General features: G+C 33.1%; 13 protein-coding genes. 7 read left to right on the top strand and 6 right to left on the bottom strand.

Annotated elements, in window-relative coordinates:
• Positions 1-484 precede the first annotated feature (484 nt).
• Positions 485-2,425, top strand: a complete 1,941-nt coding sequence (gene ltaS, locus KA893_RS04175) for a polyglycerol-phosphate lipoteichoic acid synthase LtaS (protein ID WP_037538973.1) — start codon at positions 485-487, stop codon at positions 2,423-2,425.
• 218 nt (positions 2,426-2,643) lie between these two features.
• Here the strand turns inward: ltaS and KA893_RS04170 are convergent, their stop codons facing one another.
• The gene (locus tag KA893_RS04170) at positions 2,644-3,462 is read right to left on the bottom strand and encodes a ZIP family metal transporter (RefSeq protein WP_041079719.1); all 819 of its coding nucleotides are present in this window, start codon (positions 3,460-3,462) and stop codon (positions 2,644-2,646) included.
• Between the two features lie 112 nt (positions 3,463-3,574).
• Here KA893_RS04170 and KA893_RS04165 point away from each other — a divergent pair, with 112 nt between their 5' ends.
• The 6 genes from KA893_RS04165 (at position 3,575) to KA893_RS04140 (ending at position 11,975) form a co-directional block, all read left to right on the top strand.
• Positions 3,575-5,458, top strand: coding sequence for an ABC-F family ATP-binding cassette domain-containing protein (locus tag KA893_RS04165; protein ID WP_115343895.1), 1,884 nt, complete (start codon positions 3,575-3,577; stop codon positions 5,456-5,458).
• 13 nt (positions 5,459-5,471) lie between these two features.
• A complete protein-coding gene (recQ, locus tag KA893_RS04160) occupies positions 5,472-7,250 on the top strand; it encodes a DNA helicase RecQ (protein WP_194375961.1) in 1,779 nt (592 codons plus the stop codon).
• Positions 7,251-7,558: 308 nt separating this feature from the next.
• A complete protein-coding gene (locus KA893_RS04155; protein ID WP_002483940.1) occupies positions 7,559-8,521 on the top strand; it encodes an ABC transporter ATP-binding protein in 963 nt (320 codons plus the stop codon).
• On the top strand, positions 8,518-10,035 hold the full coding sequence (locus KA893_RS04150) for an ABC transporter permease/substrate-binding protein (protein WP_041079717.1): 1,518 nt from the start codon (positions 8,518-8,520) through the stop codon (positions 10,033-10,035). Before KA893_RS04155 ends, KA893_RS04150 begins: the two co-directional genes overlap by 4 nt.
• A gap of 158 nt (positions 10,036-10,193) precedes the next feature.
• Complete coding sequence (hisC, locus tag KA893_RS04145; RefSeq protein WP_041079716.1) at positions 10,194-11,249, top strand: histidinol-phosphate transaminase; 1,056 nt, start codon at positions 10,194-10,196, stop codon at positions 11,247-11,249.
• Positions 11,250-11,426: 177 nt separating this feature from the next.
• Positions 11,427-11,975, top strand: a complete 549-nt coding sequence (locus KA893_RS04140) for a 5' nucleotidase, NT5C type (RefSeq protein WP_002483937.1) — start codon at positions 11,427-11,429, stop codon at positions 11,973-11,975.
• Between the two features lie 169 nt (positions 11,976-12,144).
• On the opposite strand, the gene KA893_RS04135 is transcribed toward KA893_RS04140, so the two are convergent.
• The 5 genes from KA893_RS04135 to KA893_RS04115 all read right to left on the bottom strand — a co-directional run bounded on the left by KA893_RS04135 (position 12,145) and on the right by KA893_RS04115 (position 18,535).
• The gene (locus tag KA893_RS04135) at positions 12,145-13,104 is read right to left on the bottom strand and encodes a diacylglycerol/lipid kinase family protein (protein ID WP_041079715.1); all 960 of its coding nucleotides are present in this window, start codon (positions 13,102-13,104) and stop codon (positions 12,145-12,147) included.
• 457 nt (positions 13,105-13,561) lie between these two features.
• The gene (locus KA893_RS04130) at positions 13,562-15,067 is read right to left on the bottom strand and encodes a peptide MFS transporter (RefSeq protein WP_002483934.1); all 1,506 of its coding nucleotides are present in this window, start codon (positions 15,065-15,067) and stop codon (positions 13,562-13,564) included.
• A gap of 369 nt (positions 15,068-15,436) precedes the next feature.
• The gene (locus KA893_RS04125) at positions 15,437-16,951 is read right to left on the bottom strand and encodes a peptide MFS transporter (RefSeq protein WP_011303650.1); all 1,515 of its coding nucleotides are present in this window, start codon (positions 16,949-16,951) and stop codon (positions 15,437-15,439) included.
• A gap of 182 nt (positions 16,952-17,133) precedes the next feature.
• Positions 17,134-17,634, bottom strand: coding sequence for a preQ(1) synthase (queF, locus tag KA893_RS04120; RefSeq protein ID WP_002483932.1), 501 nt, complete (start codon positions 17,632-17,634; stop codon positions 17,134-17,136).
• A gap of 13 nt (positions 17,635-17,647) precedes the next feature.
• Positions 17,648-18,535, bottom strand: coding sequence for a DMT family transporter (locus tag KA893_RS04115; protein WP_011303649.1), 888 nt, complete (start codon positions 18,533-18,535; stop codon positions 17,648-17,650).
• Between the last annotated feature and the right edge of the window lie 513 nt (positions 18,536-19,048).

The raw sequence follows: 19,048 nt of genomic DNA, 5'->3' as shown, positions 1-19,048 counted from the left end.
TTAATAATTAATAACCAGTTAACATCGTTTTAATAAGCCGTTAACAAAGTATTTATTTAGTCCTTAAATACATAAAAAAGTGTGTTTTTACTTGATATTCAACTGGATTTGCTTTATATTTATTAATTGAACTGTGTGCGTTTTGTTACGAATGCATTACAAATGATTGAAGTTTGTAAATGACTCGTAAAACACGACGTTAATTAAATCAATATAGTTTAAATATGCCAACTTAATGGATATTTAAAAAATTAAATTTAAAAAATGAAGTAATACACTGACTTTACTATTAATAAATTATAATCTGATTTGAAGATTTTAATAAATATTAGCCAGAAGTATCATCAACAAAGCAAATAAGGACGCAGACTGAGTTAGAGATATCAACATCGCTAACAAGTTTATTGAAAAAGTAACTTAGCCATTCTATACGAGGTTTGGATTGTATTCTAGCCATTATTAATCTATATCGGGGGATAAAAACATGAAATTGCACAAAAAGAAATTGACTCTTTTTGCGTTTTTTATTTTAACAGTATTAACTGTCACTTTAAAAACGTATTTTTCATACTATGTTGATTTTTCTTTAGGTGTTAAAGGATTAGTTCAAAACTTAATCTTATTAATGAATCCATACAGTTTAATCGCATTAGTACTAAGTATTTTCTTATTTTTCAAAGGTAAGAAAGCATTTTGGTTCATCTTTATTGGTGGCTTTATATTAACGTTCTTACTATATGCAAATGTTGTATACTTCAGATTCTTTTCTGATTTCTTAACATTTAGTACATTGAATCAAGCTGGGAATGTTGAATCTATGGGTGGTGCAGTGACGGCATCATTCAAATGGTATGATTTTGTATACTTTATTGATACAATCATTTACTTATTCGTTTTAATCTTTAAACAAAAATGGCTTGATAAGCGCGTGTTCAGTAAGAAATTTGTTCCAGTCGTGATGGCTGCTTCAATCGCATTATTCTTCTTGAACTTAGCGTTTGCTGAATCAGATCGTCCAGAATTATTAACGCGTACATTTGACCATAAATATTTAGTTAAGTACTTAGGACCATATAACTTCACTGTTTATGATGGTGTTAAAACAATACAAAATAATCAACAAAAAGCATTGGCAAACGAAGATGATTTAACAAAAGTATTGAATTATACAAAACAAAAGCAAACTGAGCCTAATAAAGAATATTTTGGTGCAGCTAAGAAGAAAAATATTATTAAAATTCACTTAGAAAGTTTCCAAACGTTCCTAATTAATAAAAAAGTGAACGGTGAAGAAGTAACGCCTTTCTTAAACAAACTTTCAACAGGTAATGAAGGCTATAGATACTATCCAAACTTCTATCATCAAACTGGTCAAGGTAAAACATCGGATTCAGAGTTTACAATGGATAACAGTTTATTCGGCTTACCTCAAGGGTCAGCGTATTCTCTAAAAGGTGATAATACTTACCAATCGTTACCTGCTATATTAGATCAACAACAAGGTTATACATCTAGTGTTATGCATGGTGACTACAAAACATTCTGGAACCGTGATCAAGTATACAAACACTTTGGTATAGATAAATTCTATGATGCGACATATTATGATATGTCTGAAGATAATATTGAAAACTTAGGTCTTAAAGATAAAGAGTTCTTTAAAGAATCTGCTGACTATTTAGCTAAAGAAAAACAACCGTTCTACAATCATTTAATTACGTTAACAAACCATTATCCATTTACAGTGTCTCCTGAAGACGCATCGATTGAAAAACCAAACACTGGTGACTCAACGGTAGATGGTTATATACAAACAGCAAGATATTTAGATGAATCATTAGAAGAATTTGTAAATGAATTGAAGAAAAAAGGTCTATATGACGACTCAGTTATTATGATTTACGGTGACCACTATGGTATCTCTGAAAATCATAACAAAGCGATGGAAAAATTATTAGGCGAAGATATTACGCCAGCTAAATTCAACGATTTAAACCGAACTGGTTTCTGGTTGAAGATTCCTGGTAAAGAAGGTACCGTTGATAAGACTTATGCAGGTCAAGCAGACGTAATGCCTACAATCTTACACTTAATGGGTATCGACACGAAAAATTATCTCATGATGGGTACAGATTTATTATCTAAAGATCACAATGACACAGTACCATTTAGAAATGGTGACTTTGTAACCAAAGACTATAAATATGTTAATGGCAGAATTTATGATAATAAGAATAATGAACCTATGACTGAAAAACCTAAAGACTTCGAAAAACGTAAACAACAATCTGAAAAAGATTTACAGATGAGTGATGACGTGCTTAACGGAGACTTATTGAGATTCTATGACAACCCAGATTTCGATAAGATTAAACCATCAGAGTATGAATATAAAACAGGTCCAAAAGGACAAGAGAAAAAATAATTTTATTAAAGCGCTCGAGACACCAAAGTCTCGGGCGCTTATTTTTATAACGTAATCGATAAGTACGCGCATTGATTGCGTATGGGGAATGCGTCACAATGTGCTAAAAATTTTATAAAAGAAAAAACGTCAATTTCTATGTATAAAAAATAGAAATTGACGTTTTTTACTGGAAATCCTATAAAGTTTGAATAGGGTATGATCGTATGCCTTATCTCTTATCCTAGAGCTACATCAAGTATCATCATAATTGTGAAACCAACCATTAAACTTAACGTTGCAAGATCAGTGTTATTACTGGCTTGGGAATCAGGGATTAGTTCTTCAACCACAACGAATATCATTGCACCTGCAGCAAATGCTAACGCATATGGTAGCATGGGTGTAATAATTAATACGGCTGCTGCACCAATCGTTGCAAATATAGGTTCAACGATTGCGGATGCTTGTCCATAATTAAAAGCTTTCCATCTTGAGGCTCCTGCAGCTCGTATCGGCATAGATAGGGCAGCGCCTTCAGGAATATTCTGGATACCAATACCAATTGCGAGTCCAAGTGCACCTAAAAATGTCGCTTGTCCATTACCAGATACAATACCGCCAAATGCGACACCGATTGATAGGCCTTCAGGAATGTTATGGAGTGTAATAGCTAAAACAAGTAACGTGTTTTTATTGAGTTTTTTAGTACTTACACCTTCGTGGTATTGGTTTGTGTCTTGGGTGTTAGGGTGTATATGTGGGATGACTAAATCTAATCCACGAATGAAAAGACCGCCCAATAGAAAACCGATAGCAGCGGGTAACCATGCTACTGATGAACCTTCGCCATAGTCAATAGCTGGTTGTAAAAGAGACCAAAAACTTGCTGCAATCATTATACCTGCAGCAAACCCCTGCATAGAATTTAATATTTTGTCGTTTACTCTTTTAAAAATAAAGACCGCTGCTGCTCCTAATGCAGTTAGTAGCCAAGTGATAATACCTGCTATTAATGCTTGGATATAAGGAGGTAAGTTTTGGAAATTTTCCGACATAAGCTTCGCTCCTTTGTATCATTTGAGTTCAAAAAGGTGTATAATATATAGAACTGAAATTAAGTTTAACAGAAATAATTATAATTTTCGATATTTAAAAGGATGTTGGACAATGGAAGCATACAAAATTGAACATTTACATAAATCATATGCCGATAAAATCATTTTTGATGATTTGCAATTGTCTATTTCTGAAGGTGAAAAAATAGGACTTGTAGGTATAAACGGTACAGGAAAAAGTACACTACTCCAAGTGATAGCTGGATTAGATGAAGACTTTAATGCTGAAGTCTCGCATCCTAACGCCTATCGCATTAGATATTCTTCGCAAAAGCAAGAATTTGATCGTAATATGACTGTATTTGAAGCTGTATTAACTTCAGAAACGAAAACACTACAAGTGATTCGTGCATATGAATCAGCTTTAAATCAATATACTGCAACACAAAGCGATGATGATTTCAAAAAAATGATGCATGCACAAGAAGAGATGGATAATTATCAGGCGTGGGATTATAGTGCAGAAATTAAAACGATTCTGTCAAAATTAGGTATTTATGACACGACGAAAGAAGTGAGTGCACTTTCTGGTGGTCAACAAAAAAGGGTTGGCTTAGCTAAAACATTAATAGAACAACCTGATTTACTACTCTTAGATGAACCTACCAACCATTTAGATTTTGAATCTATCAATTGGTTAATCAATTATGTAAAACAATATCCACATACAGTATTGTTTGTAACGCATGATCGTTACTTTTTAAATGAAGTATCGTCACGCATCATAGAACTTGATCGGGGTAAACTCACGACATATACAGGTAATTATGAAGCTTATATTGCTAAACGTGCTGAAAATGAAGTCATAGAACAAAAACAACAGGCTAAGCAACAATCCTTATATAAAAAAGAACTCGCATGGATGCGTGCTGGTGTTAAAGCCCGTTCTACTAAACAACAAGCTAGAAAGAACAGATTTAATGATTTGGAACAAGATGTGAAAGGGCAACAACATCAAGATAAAGCATCGTTGAATTTGGCATATTCAAGACTTGGAAAACAAGTGTTTGAATTAGAGCATTTAACCAAACGGATAAATGATAAAACGCTATTTGAAGACATCACACAAATCATTCAAAGTGGCCAACAAATAGGTATTGTGGGGCCAAATGGCGCAGGTAAGACAACATTACTGAATATATTGAGTGGTGAAGATCAAAGTTATGAAGGTAATCTTAAAATTGGTCAAACCGTTAAGGTCGCATATTTTAAACAAACAGAAGAGCGTCTCGATCGCGACATCAGGATGATTGACTATTTAAGAGAAGAAAGTGAAGTTGCTAAAGAAAAAGATGGCACTTCCGTATCTATAACGCAATTGCTTGAAAGATTTCTATTTCCAAGTGCAACACATGGTAAAAAAATCTATAAATTATCAGGTGGCGAGCAAAAAAGGTTATATCTTTTAAAATTATTAGTCCATCAACCGAATGTGCTACTACTAGATGAACCAACAAATGATTTAGATACAGAGACACTTACAATTCTTGAAGATTATGTTGAGACATTTGGTGGTGCCGTCATCACTGTCAGCCATGATCGATACTTTTTAAATAAAGTCGCTCAGGAATATTGGTATATTCATGACGGAGAAATGGAACGCATCATCGGTACGTTTGAGGATTACGAAGCATATAAAAAAGAGCAAGATCAAAAGATAGAACAACAGGCTAAACAACAATCAAAAAATAAAACAAATAATGAGAAGAAAAAGAAAAAAGGTTTATCATATAAAGAGCAAAAAGAATATGAAACTATCATTGAACGTATTGATACAACTGAACAGAGATTAGAAGAGATTGATGAAGAAATGGTTGCAGCAAGTTCAGATTACGCTAAGATAAAAGCGTTGAATGAAGAACAAAAGCAATTAAATGAACAGTATGAAACAGATATCTCAAGATGGAGCGAACTTGAAGAACTAAAAGAACAATGAGGGATTTTATAACATGGAGTCAACATTATCACATTATTTTGGCTATGACACTTATCGTCCTGGTCAAAAAGAAATCATAACTAGAGTCATGAACCATCAAAATGTGCTAGGTGTGTTACCAACTGGTGGGGGAAAATCAATTTGTTATCAAGTACCAGGATTAATGTTGGGTGGAACAACGATTGTCATCAGCCCATTAATTTCTTTGATGAAAGACCAAGTTGATCAATTAAAGGCCATGGGTATACATGCAGCTTACTTAAATAGTAGTTTGACGCAAAAGCAACAAAAAGAAATTGAGACCCAACTTCGAAAAGGTGAGATTCAATTTTTATATGTTGCACCGGAACGTTTTGATAATGTTTATTTTATAAGATTATTACAACAACTATCTATTCATTTAGTTGCATTTGACGAAGCACATTGTATTTCAAAATGGGGTCATGATTTTAGACCGAGTTATCAAGATGTTATTCATAAAGTGTTTGCATTACCACAAGATTTTACGATTGTAGCACTTACAGCGACAGCCACGATAGAAGTTCAAAAAGACATCATGGAACGTTTGAATATTGGTAAGCATGATGAGGTTAAAACAAGTACAAAACGACGTAATTTAGTTTTTAAAGTAAATCAGACTTATCAACGTCAGAAATTTGTGATGGAGTACGTCAAAGAACATAAAAATGCAGCGGGTATTATTTATTGTTCAACGCGTAAACAAGTAGAAGAATTACATGACGCTTTAGAAAACAACGGCGTAGATAGTACCATATACCACGCTGGGCTTTCTAATAAAGAACGTGAGGCAGCACAGAACGATTTTGTTTATGACCGTGTCCGTGTTGTAGTAGCTACCAACGCATTTGGTATGGGAATTGACAAATCTAATGTTCGTTTTGTGATCCATTACAATATGCCAGGTGATTTAGAATCTTATTATCAAGAAGCAGGACGTGCAGGACGTGATGGTTTAAATAGTGATTGTATATTGCTATTTAGTGAACGTGATATTGGCTTGCACCAATATTTTATTTCATCATCAAAAGCAGACGATGATTACAAAGATAAAATGGGTGAAAAGCTTAATAAAATGATACTTTATACTAAAACTAAGAAATGTCTGGAAGCGACGCTTGTTCATTATTTTGAGCCAAATGAAAAATTAGAAGAATGTGGCCAATGTAGTAATTGTGTCGTTGAAAATAAAACGTACAATATGACGGATGAAGCTAAGATGATTGTCAGTTGTATTGCACGTATGAAACAACAAGAAAGTTATAGTGTGATTATTCAAGTGTTGAGAGGTGAAGAGTCAGATTATATTCGCTATTGTGATTATCATCAGCTATCAACACATGGCATTATGAAAAATTATACAACATCTGATCTCAGTCACCTTATTGATGAACTTAGATTTAAAGGATTTTTAAATGAACACGATGAAATTTTAACTTGTGATAATTCAGTCAAAGAATTATTGAATAACCAAGTAGATGTATATACAACACCATTTAAACGTAAGTCAAAAGAGAAAGTAAATATCAATACGGTCGAAGGTGTAGACCGTGCATTGTTTGATGAATTAATTAACGTACGCAAGCAATTAAGTGAGTCGTTAAGTATTCCACCAGTCAGCATATTCTCAGATTTCACATTAGAAGAATTTGCAAAAAGAAAACCAGAATCTAAACAAGAGATGATTTTGATTGATGGTGTAGGAAGTTATAAATTAAAGCATTACTGTCCGATGTTTTTAGAAAAAATCCAAACATACAAAGCTAAAAGTTAAATGAGCAAAACATTTTAATTTTCAAAAATATATCTATATACTTAATAATAATATAAATGAAAATGTGTACTTATCATGAACAACATAACTGCGAAGTTAATTTGACAATAATTAATATTTCTATGCAACCATGTATGCCATAGATTTAGTTTTTGTTAAAAATTAACTTCGCTATTTTTATAAAAAGTTTTATAAGATGTATGTTTAATGTTGTTTTGAGTTTTTGATGAATAATACATAAATTATATATAAATAGGGAATAAACTATAATAATTGTAATTTGAGTATATTAAAGTGAAGGTGATAAAGTGATAGAATTTAAAAATGTAGTAAAACGTTATGGGGATAAAACAGCCGTAGATGATATTAGTTTCAATATACAAAAAGGGGAATTTTTTGTATTGATTGGGCCATCTGGTTGCGGTAAGACGACAACTTTAAAGATGATTAATAGATTAATCTCACTTTCAGAAGGTTACATCTATTTTAATGATAAGCCGATAAGTGACTATCCTGTTTATGAAATGAGATGGGATATTGGGTATGTGTTGCAACAAATTGCTTTATTTCCACATATGACAATTAAAGAAAACATTGCGCAAGTACCACAGATGAAAAAATGGAATGAACAAACAACGAATCAGCGTGTTGAAGAACTCATGGATATGGTTGGTTTAGAACCAGAAACATATAAAAATAGAAAACCTGATGAGCTATCTGGTGGTCAACAACAACGTGTAGGCGTTGTTCGAGCATTAGCAGCCGATCCACCAGTTATCTTAATGGATGAGCCATTTAGTGCGTTAGATCCCATTAGTCGAGAGAAATTACAAGATGATTTATTAGAACTTCAACAACAAATCAAGAAAACGATTATTTTTGTGACACATGATATTCAAGAAGCAATGAAATTGGGAGATAGAATTTGTTTGTTAAATAAAGGTCATGTAGAACAAATTGATACGCCAGAAGGATTCATCAATCATCCTAAAAATGACTTTGTGAAACAATTTATGGGAAATCAATTACAACGTACGGTTAATGATTTAAAATTATCAGAAATCATTGATGGACTTCCTATCCATGAGCAAGATGTGAAAGCAGGTTATCCTGTTATCGATAGTGACAAATACGTGAAAGATATCTATTCAGCGTTAGCAAGTCATGAAACAATTATCGTTCAAGATATTACAAATGCTACGCAACACGTGTTAAGTCGTCAGGACATTTTTGAAATATTATCGGAACGTAAAGGAGGTCATCATGAATGAATACCTTCATAGATACACTCATTCAACGTAGGGGAGAATTATTAACCACGATATTTGAACATATTCAAATTTCATTTATTGCTCTGTTGATTGCGGCTTTAATAGGTGTACCATTAGGTATTGCCTTAACAAAGACACGTAAATTGTCTGAAGTTATTATGAATATTGCTGCAGTGTTACAAACAATACCTTCTCTTGCTTTATTAGGTCTTATGATCCCGTTGTTCGGTATTGGTAAAGTACCAGCGGTGATTGCGTTAGTTGTATATGCATTATTACCTATTTTAAGAAATACATATACAGGTATAAACGAAGTGGATCCATCACTAGTGGAAGCGGCAAAAGGGATAGGTATGAAACCTGGACGACGTCTTTCGAAAGTCGAATTACCTATTGCTATGCCTGTTATTATGGCTGGTATTAGAACAGCGATGGTTTTAATTATTGGGACTGCTACACTTGCAGCATTAATAGGTGCTGGTGGTTTAGGTGATCTTATCTTGTTAGGTATCGACCGAAATGATACTTCATTAATACTAATTGGTGCCATTCCAGCAGCATTATTAGCTATACTATTTGATTTAGTTTTAAGATATATGCAAAACATGTCATATAAAAAATTACTTATTTCGCTTGGCGTCATTGTAATTATTTTATTATTAGTGATTATTGCGCCTATGCTAGGTCAAAAGGGTGACAAAGTGACTCTAGCAGGTAAATTAGGTTCTGAGCCATCTGTGATTACGAATATGTATAAGATTTTAATTGAACAAGATACCGAGGATACTGTAGAAGTTAAAGACGGTATGGGAAAAACATCATTCTTATTTAATGCATTAAAATCGGATGACATTGATGGCTATTTAGAGTTTACAGGTACGGTACTAGGTGAACTAACAAAAGAGGATTTAAAATCTAAAAAAGAAGCGCAAGTCTATCAACAAGCAAAATCTAGTCTGGAAGATAAATTTGATATGACAATGCTGAAACCAATGAAATACAACAATACGTATGCTTTAGCAGTTAAAAGAGACTTTGCAGAAGCACATCATATTAAGACGATTGGTGATTTAAATAAAGTAAGTGATCAGATTAAACCTGGCTTTACTTTAGAATTTAATGATCGTGGCGATGGTTATCCTGCCGTTAAAAAAGCATATGACCTTGATTTAGGTGACGTGAAAACAATGGAGCCTAAATTACGTTATCAAGCAATTGAAAATGGAGACATTAATTTGATTGATGCTTATTCAACAGATGCTGAACTTAAAGAATATGATATGGTTGTATTAGAAGATGATAAACATGTCTTCCCACCTTATCAAGGGGCACCTATGTTTAAGGAATCATACTTAAAAGAACATCCAGAAATTAAAAAACCACTGAATAAATTAGAAGGTAAAATTTCAGATGAAGATATGCAACAGATGAATTATGATGTAACCGTTAAGAATAAAGATCCATATCAAGTGGCAAAAGATTATTTAGAAAAACACAATTTAATAAAACATTAGTATACAAAAATATGAGGCTGAGACATCTAATGATGTACTGGCCTCATATTTTAAACTTAATTTGATGATAAGGATGCATTGATTTTCGTTAAACATTGGGTTTATAATGGTTATTAAGTTTTGAAATTTCTGTAAATTCAAGGAGGACCGATACAACAATGAAGAAACAAATAGACCAATTATCAGCATATGAACCTGGGTTATCACCTAGAGCATTAAAAGAAAATTATGGTATTAAAGGCGAATTACATAAATTAGCATCGAATGAGAATTTATATGGTCCGTCACCAAAAGTTAAAGAAGCAATTCAAGCACATTTAGATGAATTGCAATATTATCCAGAAACAGGTTCTCCATTAATCAAAGAGGCAATTAGCAAACATTTAAATATAGACCCAGCACGCATTTTATTTGGTGCAGGTTTAGATGAAGTCATTTTAATGATTTCGAGAGCAGTATTGACGCCTGGTGATAAAATTGTGACGAGCGAGATGACGTTTGGCCAATATTATCATAACGCAATTGTAGAATCTGCAAATGTGGTGCAAGTTCCATTACAAAACGGTGAATTTGATTTGGATGGCATCTTATCAGAAATAGATAATGATACTAAACTGGTATGGTTATGTAATCCAAATAATCCGACTGGTAGATATTTTACACATGATGCGCTTCGCAATTTCTTGGAACGTGTACCAAGTCATATTCCAGTGATTGTAGATGAAGCATACGTAGAATTCGCTACAGCCAAAGATTTTCCAGATACTTTAGCTTTACAACAAGAATTTGAAAACGCATTTTTATTGCGTACATTTTCAAAAGCATATGGCTTAGCAGGCATGCGTATTGGTTATGTAATTGCAGCAAAAGAAGCCATTGAAAAGTATAATATCATACGTCCACCATTTAACGTAGGACGTTTATCTGAATATGCTGCATTAGCTGCGTTGGAAGATCAAGAATACTTAGCTTCTATCCGTGAACGTAATGCAGAGGAAAGAGAAAAATTCTTTGAATTATCACAAAGTGATCACTTTTACCCAAGCCAAACTAATTTTGTCTTTGTTAAGACGGACAAACCACATGAATTATATGAAGCATTACTCAATGTGGGATGCATAACAAGAGAATTTCCGAATGGCGTAAGAATTACGATCGGTTTCCCAGAACAAAATGCAAAAATGCGTGAAGTATTAGCGCAGTTTACTTTATAAAAGGTGTATGAACGAAACGTTCTACGTTACTAAATGTGTAATTTTATTGCAATTTTGGTTTCGTTGAACGTTTTTGCTATACTTAAATAAATATTAACTATTAGATTTAGCCTGTATGACGATGTATCGTGTGCTATTTATTTTAGATTATGAATTGAAAAGGGAGTAGAGTGAGACATGACAAAAAAGAAGATTGCGATTGATATGGACGAAGTGCTTGCAGATACTGTAGGTGCATTGATTGAAGATGTCAATCAACGTACAGACTTAGGGATTACGATTGATATGTTAGATGGCATTAAGTTGAGACATGCCATGCCAGAGCATGATGGTTTGTTAACTGAAATTTTAAGGGAGCCTGGTTTTTTTAAGAAATTAAAAGTGATGTCAGATGCGCAAGATGTTGTTAAAAAATTAACAGAACACTATGATGTGTTTATCGCAACTGCAGCAATGGACGTTCCAACGTCATTTCATGATAAATACGCGTGGTTAAGAGAGTACTTCCCATTCTTAGATCCACAGCATTTTGTATTTTGTGGTAGAAAAGATATTGTACATGCAGATTATTTAATTGATGATAACCCAAGACAACTAAGTATTTTCAAGGGTACACCAATTATATATACGGCTACACATAATATTAATGATGATAGATTTACACGTGTTAATAACTGGAAAGAGGTAGAACAATATTTCCTAGGTGATAGTGCATATCATATCTAAACATTGTCATAAAATTGGGTAGAGACATAAATCATTTAGAAAAATAAAAAACGGTAATTTCTATTTTAATTCAATAGAAATTACCGTTTTATTTATTGCTATGAAATTGATCCATTATTTATAAGTTAGAGATGAATGTAAGTGAATTCATCTCATATCACTATATCATTTATTCACTTTCTGGTTGGTTCGTTGCTTGTGCTTCAGGCAATGTCAAGATTTGAATAGCATTTGGGATAACTTCAATTTCTAAAGGTGTTTTTAGATTAATTTCTCCATCAATATCCACCTTCATTTGTGGATCTGTTTCAATCGTTATTTTTTTTGCCGGTAAATGTTTAATGCCTTCTGTCATTTTGTTCCAATTCATGCTATCACGTTGTTTAAATACATCATTTAAAACACTTGAACTTTGTTCTTTGAAGATGAACGTATTTAAATAACCATCATTAGGTGATAAATCGGTTAATGGAATACGACTTCCACCTATAAAAGGTCCATTGGCTACGACGAGCATTGAAGTATTACCGTCTACGCTTTGATCATCAACTGAAATTTTATAATCAAAATGCTCTGGATTAAGTAACGTTTTAACTGTAGAACCTACATAACTTAACTTACCAAAGATATCTTTATTACCATTTTGTACATTTTCAGCATTTTGAACAATTAATCCAAGTCCAACAAAGTTGAGTGCATATTCATCATTGATCTTCATGACATCGTAAGGTCTTAATTCCGCATTCATCAGTTGTTGGCTGGCCATTTTATGACGTGGATTAAGATTTAAAGTTTTTACAAAATCATTAAATGTGCCTCCTGGAATGATACCAATAGGAAGATCTAATTCACTCTTCATAATGCCATTAACTAACTCATTGACCGTACCATCGCCGCCTAAAATAAAGATAATATCAACATCATCACTGTAACGTTTATCTTTAATTTTTTGGCAGAAGGTAATAATATCTCCTTCATTTTCACTGAGTTGTATTGATAAATGTTTACAAAATGTAGTTAAGGATGTTGCGACATCTCCTAGACCTCTATAGATGTCTTTAATCCCGGTATGTTCATGGTAAAATAATACGCCATGTTTAAATTGTTTTTTAGTCAAGGTGCTCACCATATTTCTTTGATTTTAGATTTATATCTATATCAGTATACCCGTTTTTAGTTAAAAATATGTTTAATGTCGTATATATGTATGTAGGGATTCATGTATTAATCAAGTTTATCTGCGAATTGTATTTGAGTATGGTGATAAAAATTTCCATATATGGGGCCGCAAATCAGCCATTCAATAAAAAATATCTCTATATAAGTGTCACATAGAGGTGAAAAGGGGCTTTCTTACTTTAATCTATGTTGTATCAATGGTTGATACCTAGGATCATTGTATGCGTGAGAGATTTCAAGCTCGAGCCATAAACCATAGACCAATAAGGACATTCAAAATCGTAAAACTTTAAAAAAAGAGGACTCATCCATTTATGGAAGTCCTCTTTTTGAGCATGGGTACGTATGACCCAGATGTTTTTAAAATGAAAATCATCAGAATAAATAGTTTTTTGAAATTGTAGAAACTATTTAATACCGCGCATGCCTTTTACAATTTTTGGTATGAAAGCAAGAATAACAAGGCTGACTACGATTGCAATACCACCTAAAAGTAGGAAGTAATTTTTATGGCCAAGAGGTTCAATCAATTTAACTAAGGTACCGTTAATTGCTTGCGCACATGCATTCGTTAATAACCATAAACTCATCATTTGTGTGTTAAATGCTTTTGGTGCTAATTTAACTGCTGCACTGTTACCTGTAGGAGATAAACATAATTCACCAATAACACAAATAATGTAGGAAAGAATAACCCAGTTAACACTTAAATTATTACCAGATGTGTGACCAATTAAACCAATCATAATGTAAGAAGCACCAGCTAGTGACGCACCGAGTACAAATTTAGTTGCTAAGCTTGGTTGGCGTCGTGCCATTTTCGCCCATATCAGTGAGATAACAGGTGCTAATAGCACGATGAATAATGGGTTAATGGATTGGAATAGTGCTGGACCGAAGTCTGTTTTCCAACCAAAGAGGTTTAATTTCATATCACTACTTTCAAACGCAAATAGGTTAAGCACGTTAGCACCTTGTTCTTGAATAGACCAGAATACGACACCTAAAAGGAACAATGGTATAAATGAAATGACACGTGAGCGCTCATCATCGGTAACGTCTTTACTGCGTATCATAATGGTGAAGTAGATAATTGGTAATGCGACACCAAGTATCAATACAGTTGTACTAACGATATTAAATGATAATGTACCAGTTAATCCTGTAATAACAAGCACTGCAGCAATAATTAAAATAGCCACGATAAATATCAATGCATATTTTTTCTTTTCGCTTTGGTTTAATGGATTCGTTGGTTTTGTACCTACATTACCGATATTTTTCTTGTTAAATATCATGTACCAAGCTAAACCAAGCGCCATACCTACGGCTGCAATTAAGAAACCAGCATGGAAATTACCAGTATTTACGAATTGATTTAGAATCAATGGTGAAATAAGTCCACCTAGATTGACAGACATATAGAAAATAACAAAGCCTGCATCAATACGTGTATCATTTTCTGGGTATAATCGACCAACGATATTAGAAATACTTGGTTTCATTAAACCAGATCCAACGATAATGAAGAACATTGAGATAAATAATCCGACAATATCTAATGGTAAACTTAAGAAAATATGCCCGATAATAATGAGTACACCACCATAGAAAGTAGCAGCACGTGTACCCGTAATTCTATCCGAAACCCAACCACCAAGTACCGATGTCATATATATTAGTGCACCGTAAACAGCCATAACTGACTGTGCGGTACCTTTATCCATACCTAGTCCGCCATCTTTTATAGCGAAATACATATAAAAGATAAGTAAAGCGCGCATACCATAGTAGCTAAATCTTTCCCAAAATTCTACAAAGAATAGCACCCCTAGTCCTTTAGGATGTCCAAAAAATCCTTTTTGAGGAATTGATTCTACTGCTGAGTCTTGCGCTATGTATTTGTCTTGCATAAAACATTCCCGTCCTTTCTTACTCCCAATAAAAATATATAAAAAAGATTTTACGCTTTATTAAATTAAATTGCAATAATATTCTAAAAATAAGAATATTGAGAATGTTCTGTTATTTTATGCAATCAATTTTATGCCATTTAATTTCCTCATTTAAATGATGATAATTAGATGTAATTATAAAATGAATAATATATAGCTTGCTTTGCATCAGTAATGAATGTGAAGAGGGGTATGTTTGTACTCAATGTCCTTATAATAAAAAACTATTAGGAAATAAAAAAACTGCTCATCCAGCTTTATAAGCTTGGATGAGCAATATTAATTCATTTAAAATCATAAGTTGATATTAAATAGTAATATGAACGATTAGTAAACGCCTTTCATGGCACGTTTTACTTTAGGTGAAATGATTAATAGAAGTATACCTATAACGACTGCAAATAAACCTGAATACATAAAATAGTCACTTTGATTTATTTTTGTATAGACAACAACAAGTTGTGCGTTAAGTCCTTGTGCAGTAGCATTACTTAACATCCACAAACTCATCATACGTGCTGTAAATGTCACAGGTGCTAATTTAGTCGTTGTAGACAAACCAACAGGTGATATACAAAGTTCACCAATTGTAATTAATAAGAAACTGAGTACAAGCCATAATGGATTTATTAATTCAACGCCTGTAGCTAAAGGAATAATCATAACTAAGTAAGACAAACCAGCAACGATTACACCGATAGCAAATTTATAAACGGTAGGTGGATTGTGTTTACCTAATTTCATCCAAAGTGTTGCAAATATTGGTGCAAGTACCACGATAAAGATTGGGTTGAGTGACTGTGCCCAAGCTGATGGTATCGAAAAGTCAATTAAACCATTTGTAAGCACTGACATTTCTAATTGTGTCTTTTTATCTGCGAATGTTGCTAAAATCGTTGAGCCTTGTTCTTGAATCATCCAAAAGGCAACAGATGTGATATATAAAGGTATGTAACTGTAAACACGTGAACGTTCATCTTTCGTTACATCTTTACTCGCAATCATATTAATAAAGATGTAAATCGGTAATACGATACCTAAAATAGTAATTAAGAAACTGAAATTTTCTAAAGTTAAAGCATTATTTAATTGCAGGATAAGTAAGTAAATTAAGAATAATAGAATGATACCACCAGATATCAAACCGAATTTTTTAAGTTCAGGCTTAGTTAGTGGATTAGGAACATTACGACCAGCTAATCCTAAGTTTTTCTTACGTTTAATTGCGTAAACGACTAAACCACAGAACATGCCAATTGCAGCAGCTAAGAATCCAGCATGGAAACTAATTCTAGTTTGTAAGTAACCCGTTAATAACGGTGCAGTCAAACTACCTAAGTTAATACCCATGTAAAATAATGTGAATGCAGCATCACGACGGACATCGTTACGATCATATAATTCACCAACGGTCGTTGAGATATTAGGTTTTAATAACCCCGTACCAGCAATAATGACTGCGAGTGCTACCATGACTAATGTTAAGTTATTTGGTAGTGAAAGTAAGATATGACCTATCATAATCAAGAAGCCACCATAAAAGACGGCATTCTGGGTGCCGGTAATCCTGTCGGCAATCCAACCACCGATGACACCTGACATGTAGATTAATGTACCGTAGATAGCAACAATTTGCATTGCAACGGCTTGACTTAGACCGAAACCACCCTCAGCAACACTATAGTAAAGATAGTATATGAGTATCGCTTTCATACCATAGTAACTGAACCTCTCCCAAAATTCAGTGAAGAATAATGTACTTAGTCCTTTTGGATGGCCGAAGAAACCGGTTCTTGGAGTACTTTCCATAATTTCTTCGTGTGTATAATTAATTTTTTTCATAATTTCCCTCCCCCTAAATGGTTGGATTTATTTTATACTTTTTTAATAAAAATGACAAGTGTATATCTCAATAGTGCAAAATTAAGTTTGAAATCAATTTAATAAAAAATGAAATAATATAAAAATAAACTACCGGCAAGATACTTTAAGATCTTGTGGGTAGTTATTATAATGAAGAAAAATTAACGATTATCGATTTTTTCAGGGTAAAGATCATGATTCATTAAACGATGTTCTGCCATTTTTTCATATTTAGAATCTGGACGGCCATAATTGGTATATGGATCAATTGAGATGCCACCACGTGGTGTGAACTTGCCCCAAACTTCAATATAATGAGGGTCCATGAGTTCGATTAAATCATTCATTATGATGTTCATGCAGTCTTCGTGGAAATCACCGTGATTTCTAAAACTAAATAAATAAAGTTTTAAAGATTTTGATTCAACCATTTTGATATTTGGAATATAAGAAATATAAATTGTAGCGAAATCTGGTTGACCAGTAATAGGGCAGAGTGATGTGAACTCAGGGCAATTGAATTTAACAAAATAATCGCGTCCCTGATGCTTATTATCAAACGACTCTAAAACGTCAGGTCTATAATCAAAATCGTATTTGTTATTTTGATTACCGAGTAATGTAATATCTTCTAATTCTTCTTTATTACGTCCTTCTGTCATGGTAAAGCACTCCTTATGTTTTTGGTTTTTGTTCTTCTTTTTGAATTGATAGCGGTTGGCGTCTTGCTTTTTCAAACATGTAGTAGCTTGAAGCTATGATAATGACATAACCCAAGATTGCATAGAAATCTGGTGATTCTCCGAATAATATAAAACCGAAGAATGCAGTAAATATAATCGATGCATAAGTGAATATCGAAATGTCTTTAGCTGGAGCGTAACTATAGGCTAGTGTAATACCAATTTGACCAGCAGCTGCTGCGAGCCCAGCTCCAATTAAATAAATAACCTGCATCATACTCATGGGTTCGAATGTGAAGATCGTAAATGGAATCAATACTACAATAGAAAAGAATGAAAAATAAAATACAATTGTATAGGGTGCTTCGCGAGTGCTCAATGCACGTACACACGTATATGCACTTGCAGCAAAAATACCAGAGAATAAACCGCCAATAGCAGGAATCATAGAGGATGAGAATTCTGGTTTAACCACGAATAACATACCGAATATTGCAATGACCATCGCTATAATTTGATAGTTACGAACTTTTTCATTTAGAAATATCAAACTCAGCAAAATAGTCCAAAAAGGATTGAGTTTCATTAGCGTATCAGCGTCACTTAATATCATATGGTCTATCGCATAGATATTTAATAAAACACCGATTAGACCTAAAGTCGAACGTGAAATTAAAAGTGGCTGACTGCTAAGTTTACCAAATAGGGGTTGCTTATATTTATAAATGAAATATAAAGGGATAAACATAGCTACTAAATTTCGAGCGAGTGACTTTTGAAACACCGGCAAATCACCAGCTAATCTGAAGAAAACAGACATAAAGCTAAAGCCAATTGCTGAAACTAGGATAGCAATGATTCCTTTAACTTTAGGATTCATATGTATCGCCTCGATTATTTTAATTTTTAACGTATTCATATTAGCATAATTATATAGATTATGTATATATACTTGAAAGTAAAAGGGAAATGATATAACATAAAAATACGAACAAACGTTCTGTATTGGTTCAATGAAATTCAAGACATATTTCAAAGTATTTTATTGCTTAGATAATTTCAATTGTGAGCAATTTAGCATTAGATGATAAGCTGAGTGACGCTATATCAATAGTTACAAGGTTTTAGAAAAAAGCAACTAAAATAGCTTTAAATTCCGAAAAAAATTTTTTATAAATAGAAAAGTACGAGTTAACGTTGAATTGGTGCCATTTCTGTTTCGAATTCAAACTTTTGTCAAAAACAAAGCCCTTTAAATAACTTTCTGAGTTATGTATAATGAAACACATAATATAGTATTTGTGACCAGGACAAAACACAATATATTGTGTTTTGGGACGTAGTCAATTTATTTATAATAAATCAAATTTTAAGTAAAATCACACTATTTTGG

Origin of the sequence: Staphylococcus sp. GDY8P126P, from assembly GCF_017891965.1 — a bacterium.
Taxonomy (GTDB): Bacteria; Bacillota; Bacilli; order Staphylococcales; family Staphylococcaceae; genus Staphylococcus; species Staphylococcus saprophyticus.
Note: the sequence above shows the minus strand (reverse complement) of the source record. Positions and strands in the feature narration are given on the sequence as shown.

What these genes read in the sequence shown, in the direction of transcription:
- ltaS (WP_037538973.1), top strand. Translation starts at nt 485, where the DNA reads ATGAAATTGCACAAAAAGAAATTGACTCTTTTTGCGTTTTTTATTTTA.
- KA893_RS04170 (WP_041079719.1), bottom strand. Translation starts at nt 3,462, where the DNA reads ATGTCGGAAAATTTCCAAAACTTACCTCCTTATATCCAAGCATTAATA.
- KA893_RS04165 (WP_115343895.1), top strand. Translation starts at nt 3,575, where the DNA reads ATGGAAGCATACAAAATTGAACATTTACATAAATCATATGCCGATAAA.
- recQ (WP_194375961.1), top strand. Translation starts at nt 5,472, where the DNA reads ATGGAGTCAACATTATCACATTATTTTGGCTATGACACTTATCGTCCT.
- KA893_RS04150 (WP_041079717.1), top strand. Translation starts at nt 8,518, where the DNA reads ATGAATACCTTCATAGATACACTCATTCAACGTAGGGGAGAATTATTA.
- hisC (WP_041079716.1), top strand. Translation starts at nt 10,194, where the DNA reads ATGAAGAAACAAATAGACCAATTATCAGCATATGAACCTGGGTTATCA.
- KA893_RS04140 (WP_002483937.1), top strand. Translation starts at nt 11,427, where the DNA reads ATGACAAAAAAGAAGATTGCGATTGATATGGACGAAGTGCTTGCAGAT.
- KA893_RS04135 (WP_041079715.1), bottom strand. Translation starts at nt 13,104, where the DNA reads ATGGTGAGCACCTTGACTAAAAAACAATTTAAACATGGCGTATTATTT.
- KA893_RS04130 (WP_002483934.1), bottom strand. Translation starts at nt 15,067, where the DNA reads ATGCAAGACAAATACATAGCGCAAGACTCAGCAGTAGAATCAATTCCT.
- KA893_RS04125 (WP_011303650.1), bottom strand. Translation starts at nt 16,951, where the DNA reads ATGAAAAAAATTAATTATACACACGAAGAAATTATGGAAAGTACTCCA.
- queF (WP_002483932.1), bottom strand. Translation starts at nt 17,634, where the DNA reads ATGACAGAAGGACGTAATAAAGAAGAATTAGAAGATATTACATTACTC.
- KA893_RS04115 (WP_011303649.1), bottom strand. Translation starts at nt 18,535, where the DNA reads ATGAATCCTAAAGTTAAAGGAATCATTGCTATCCTAGTTTCAGCAATT.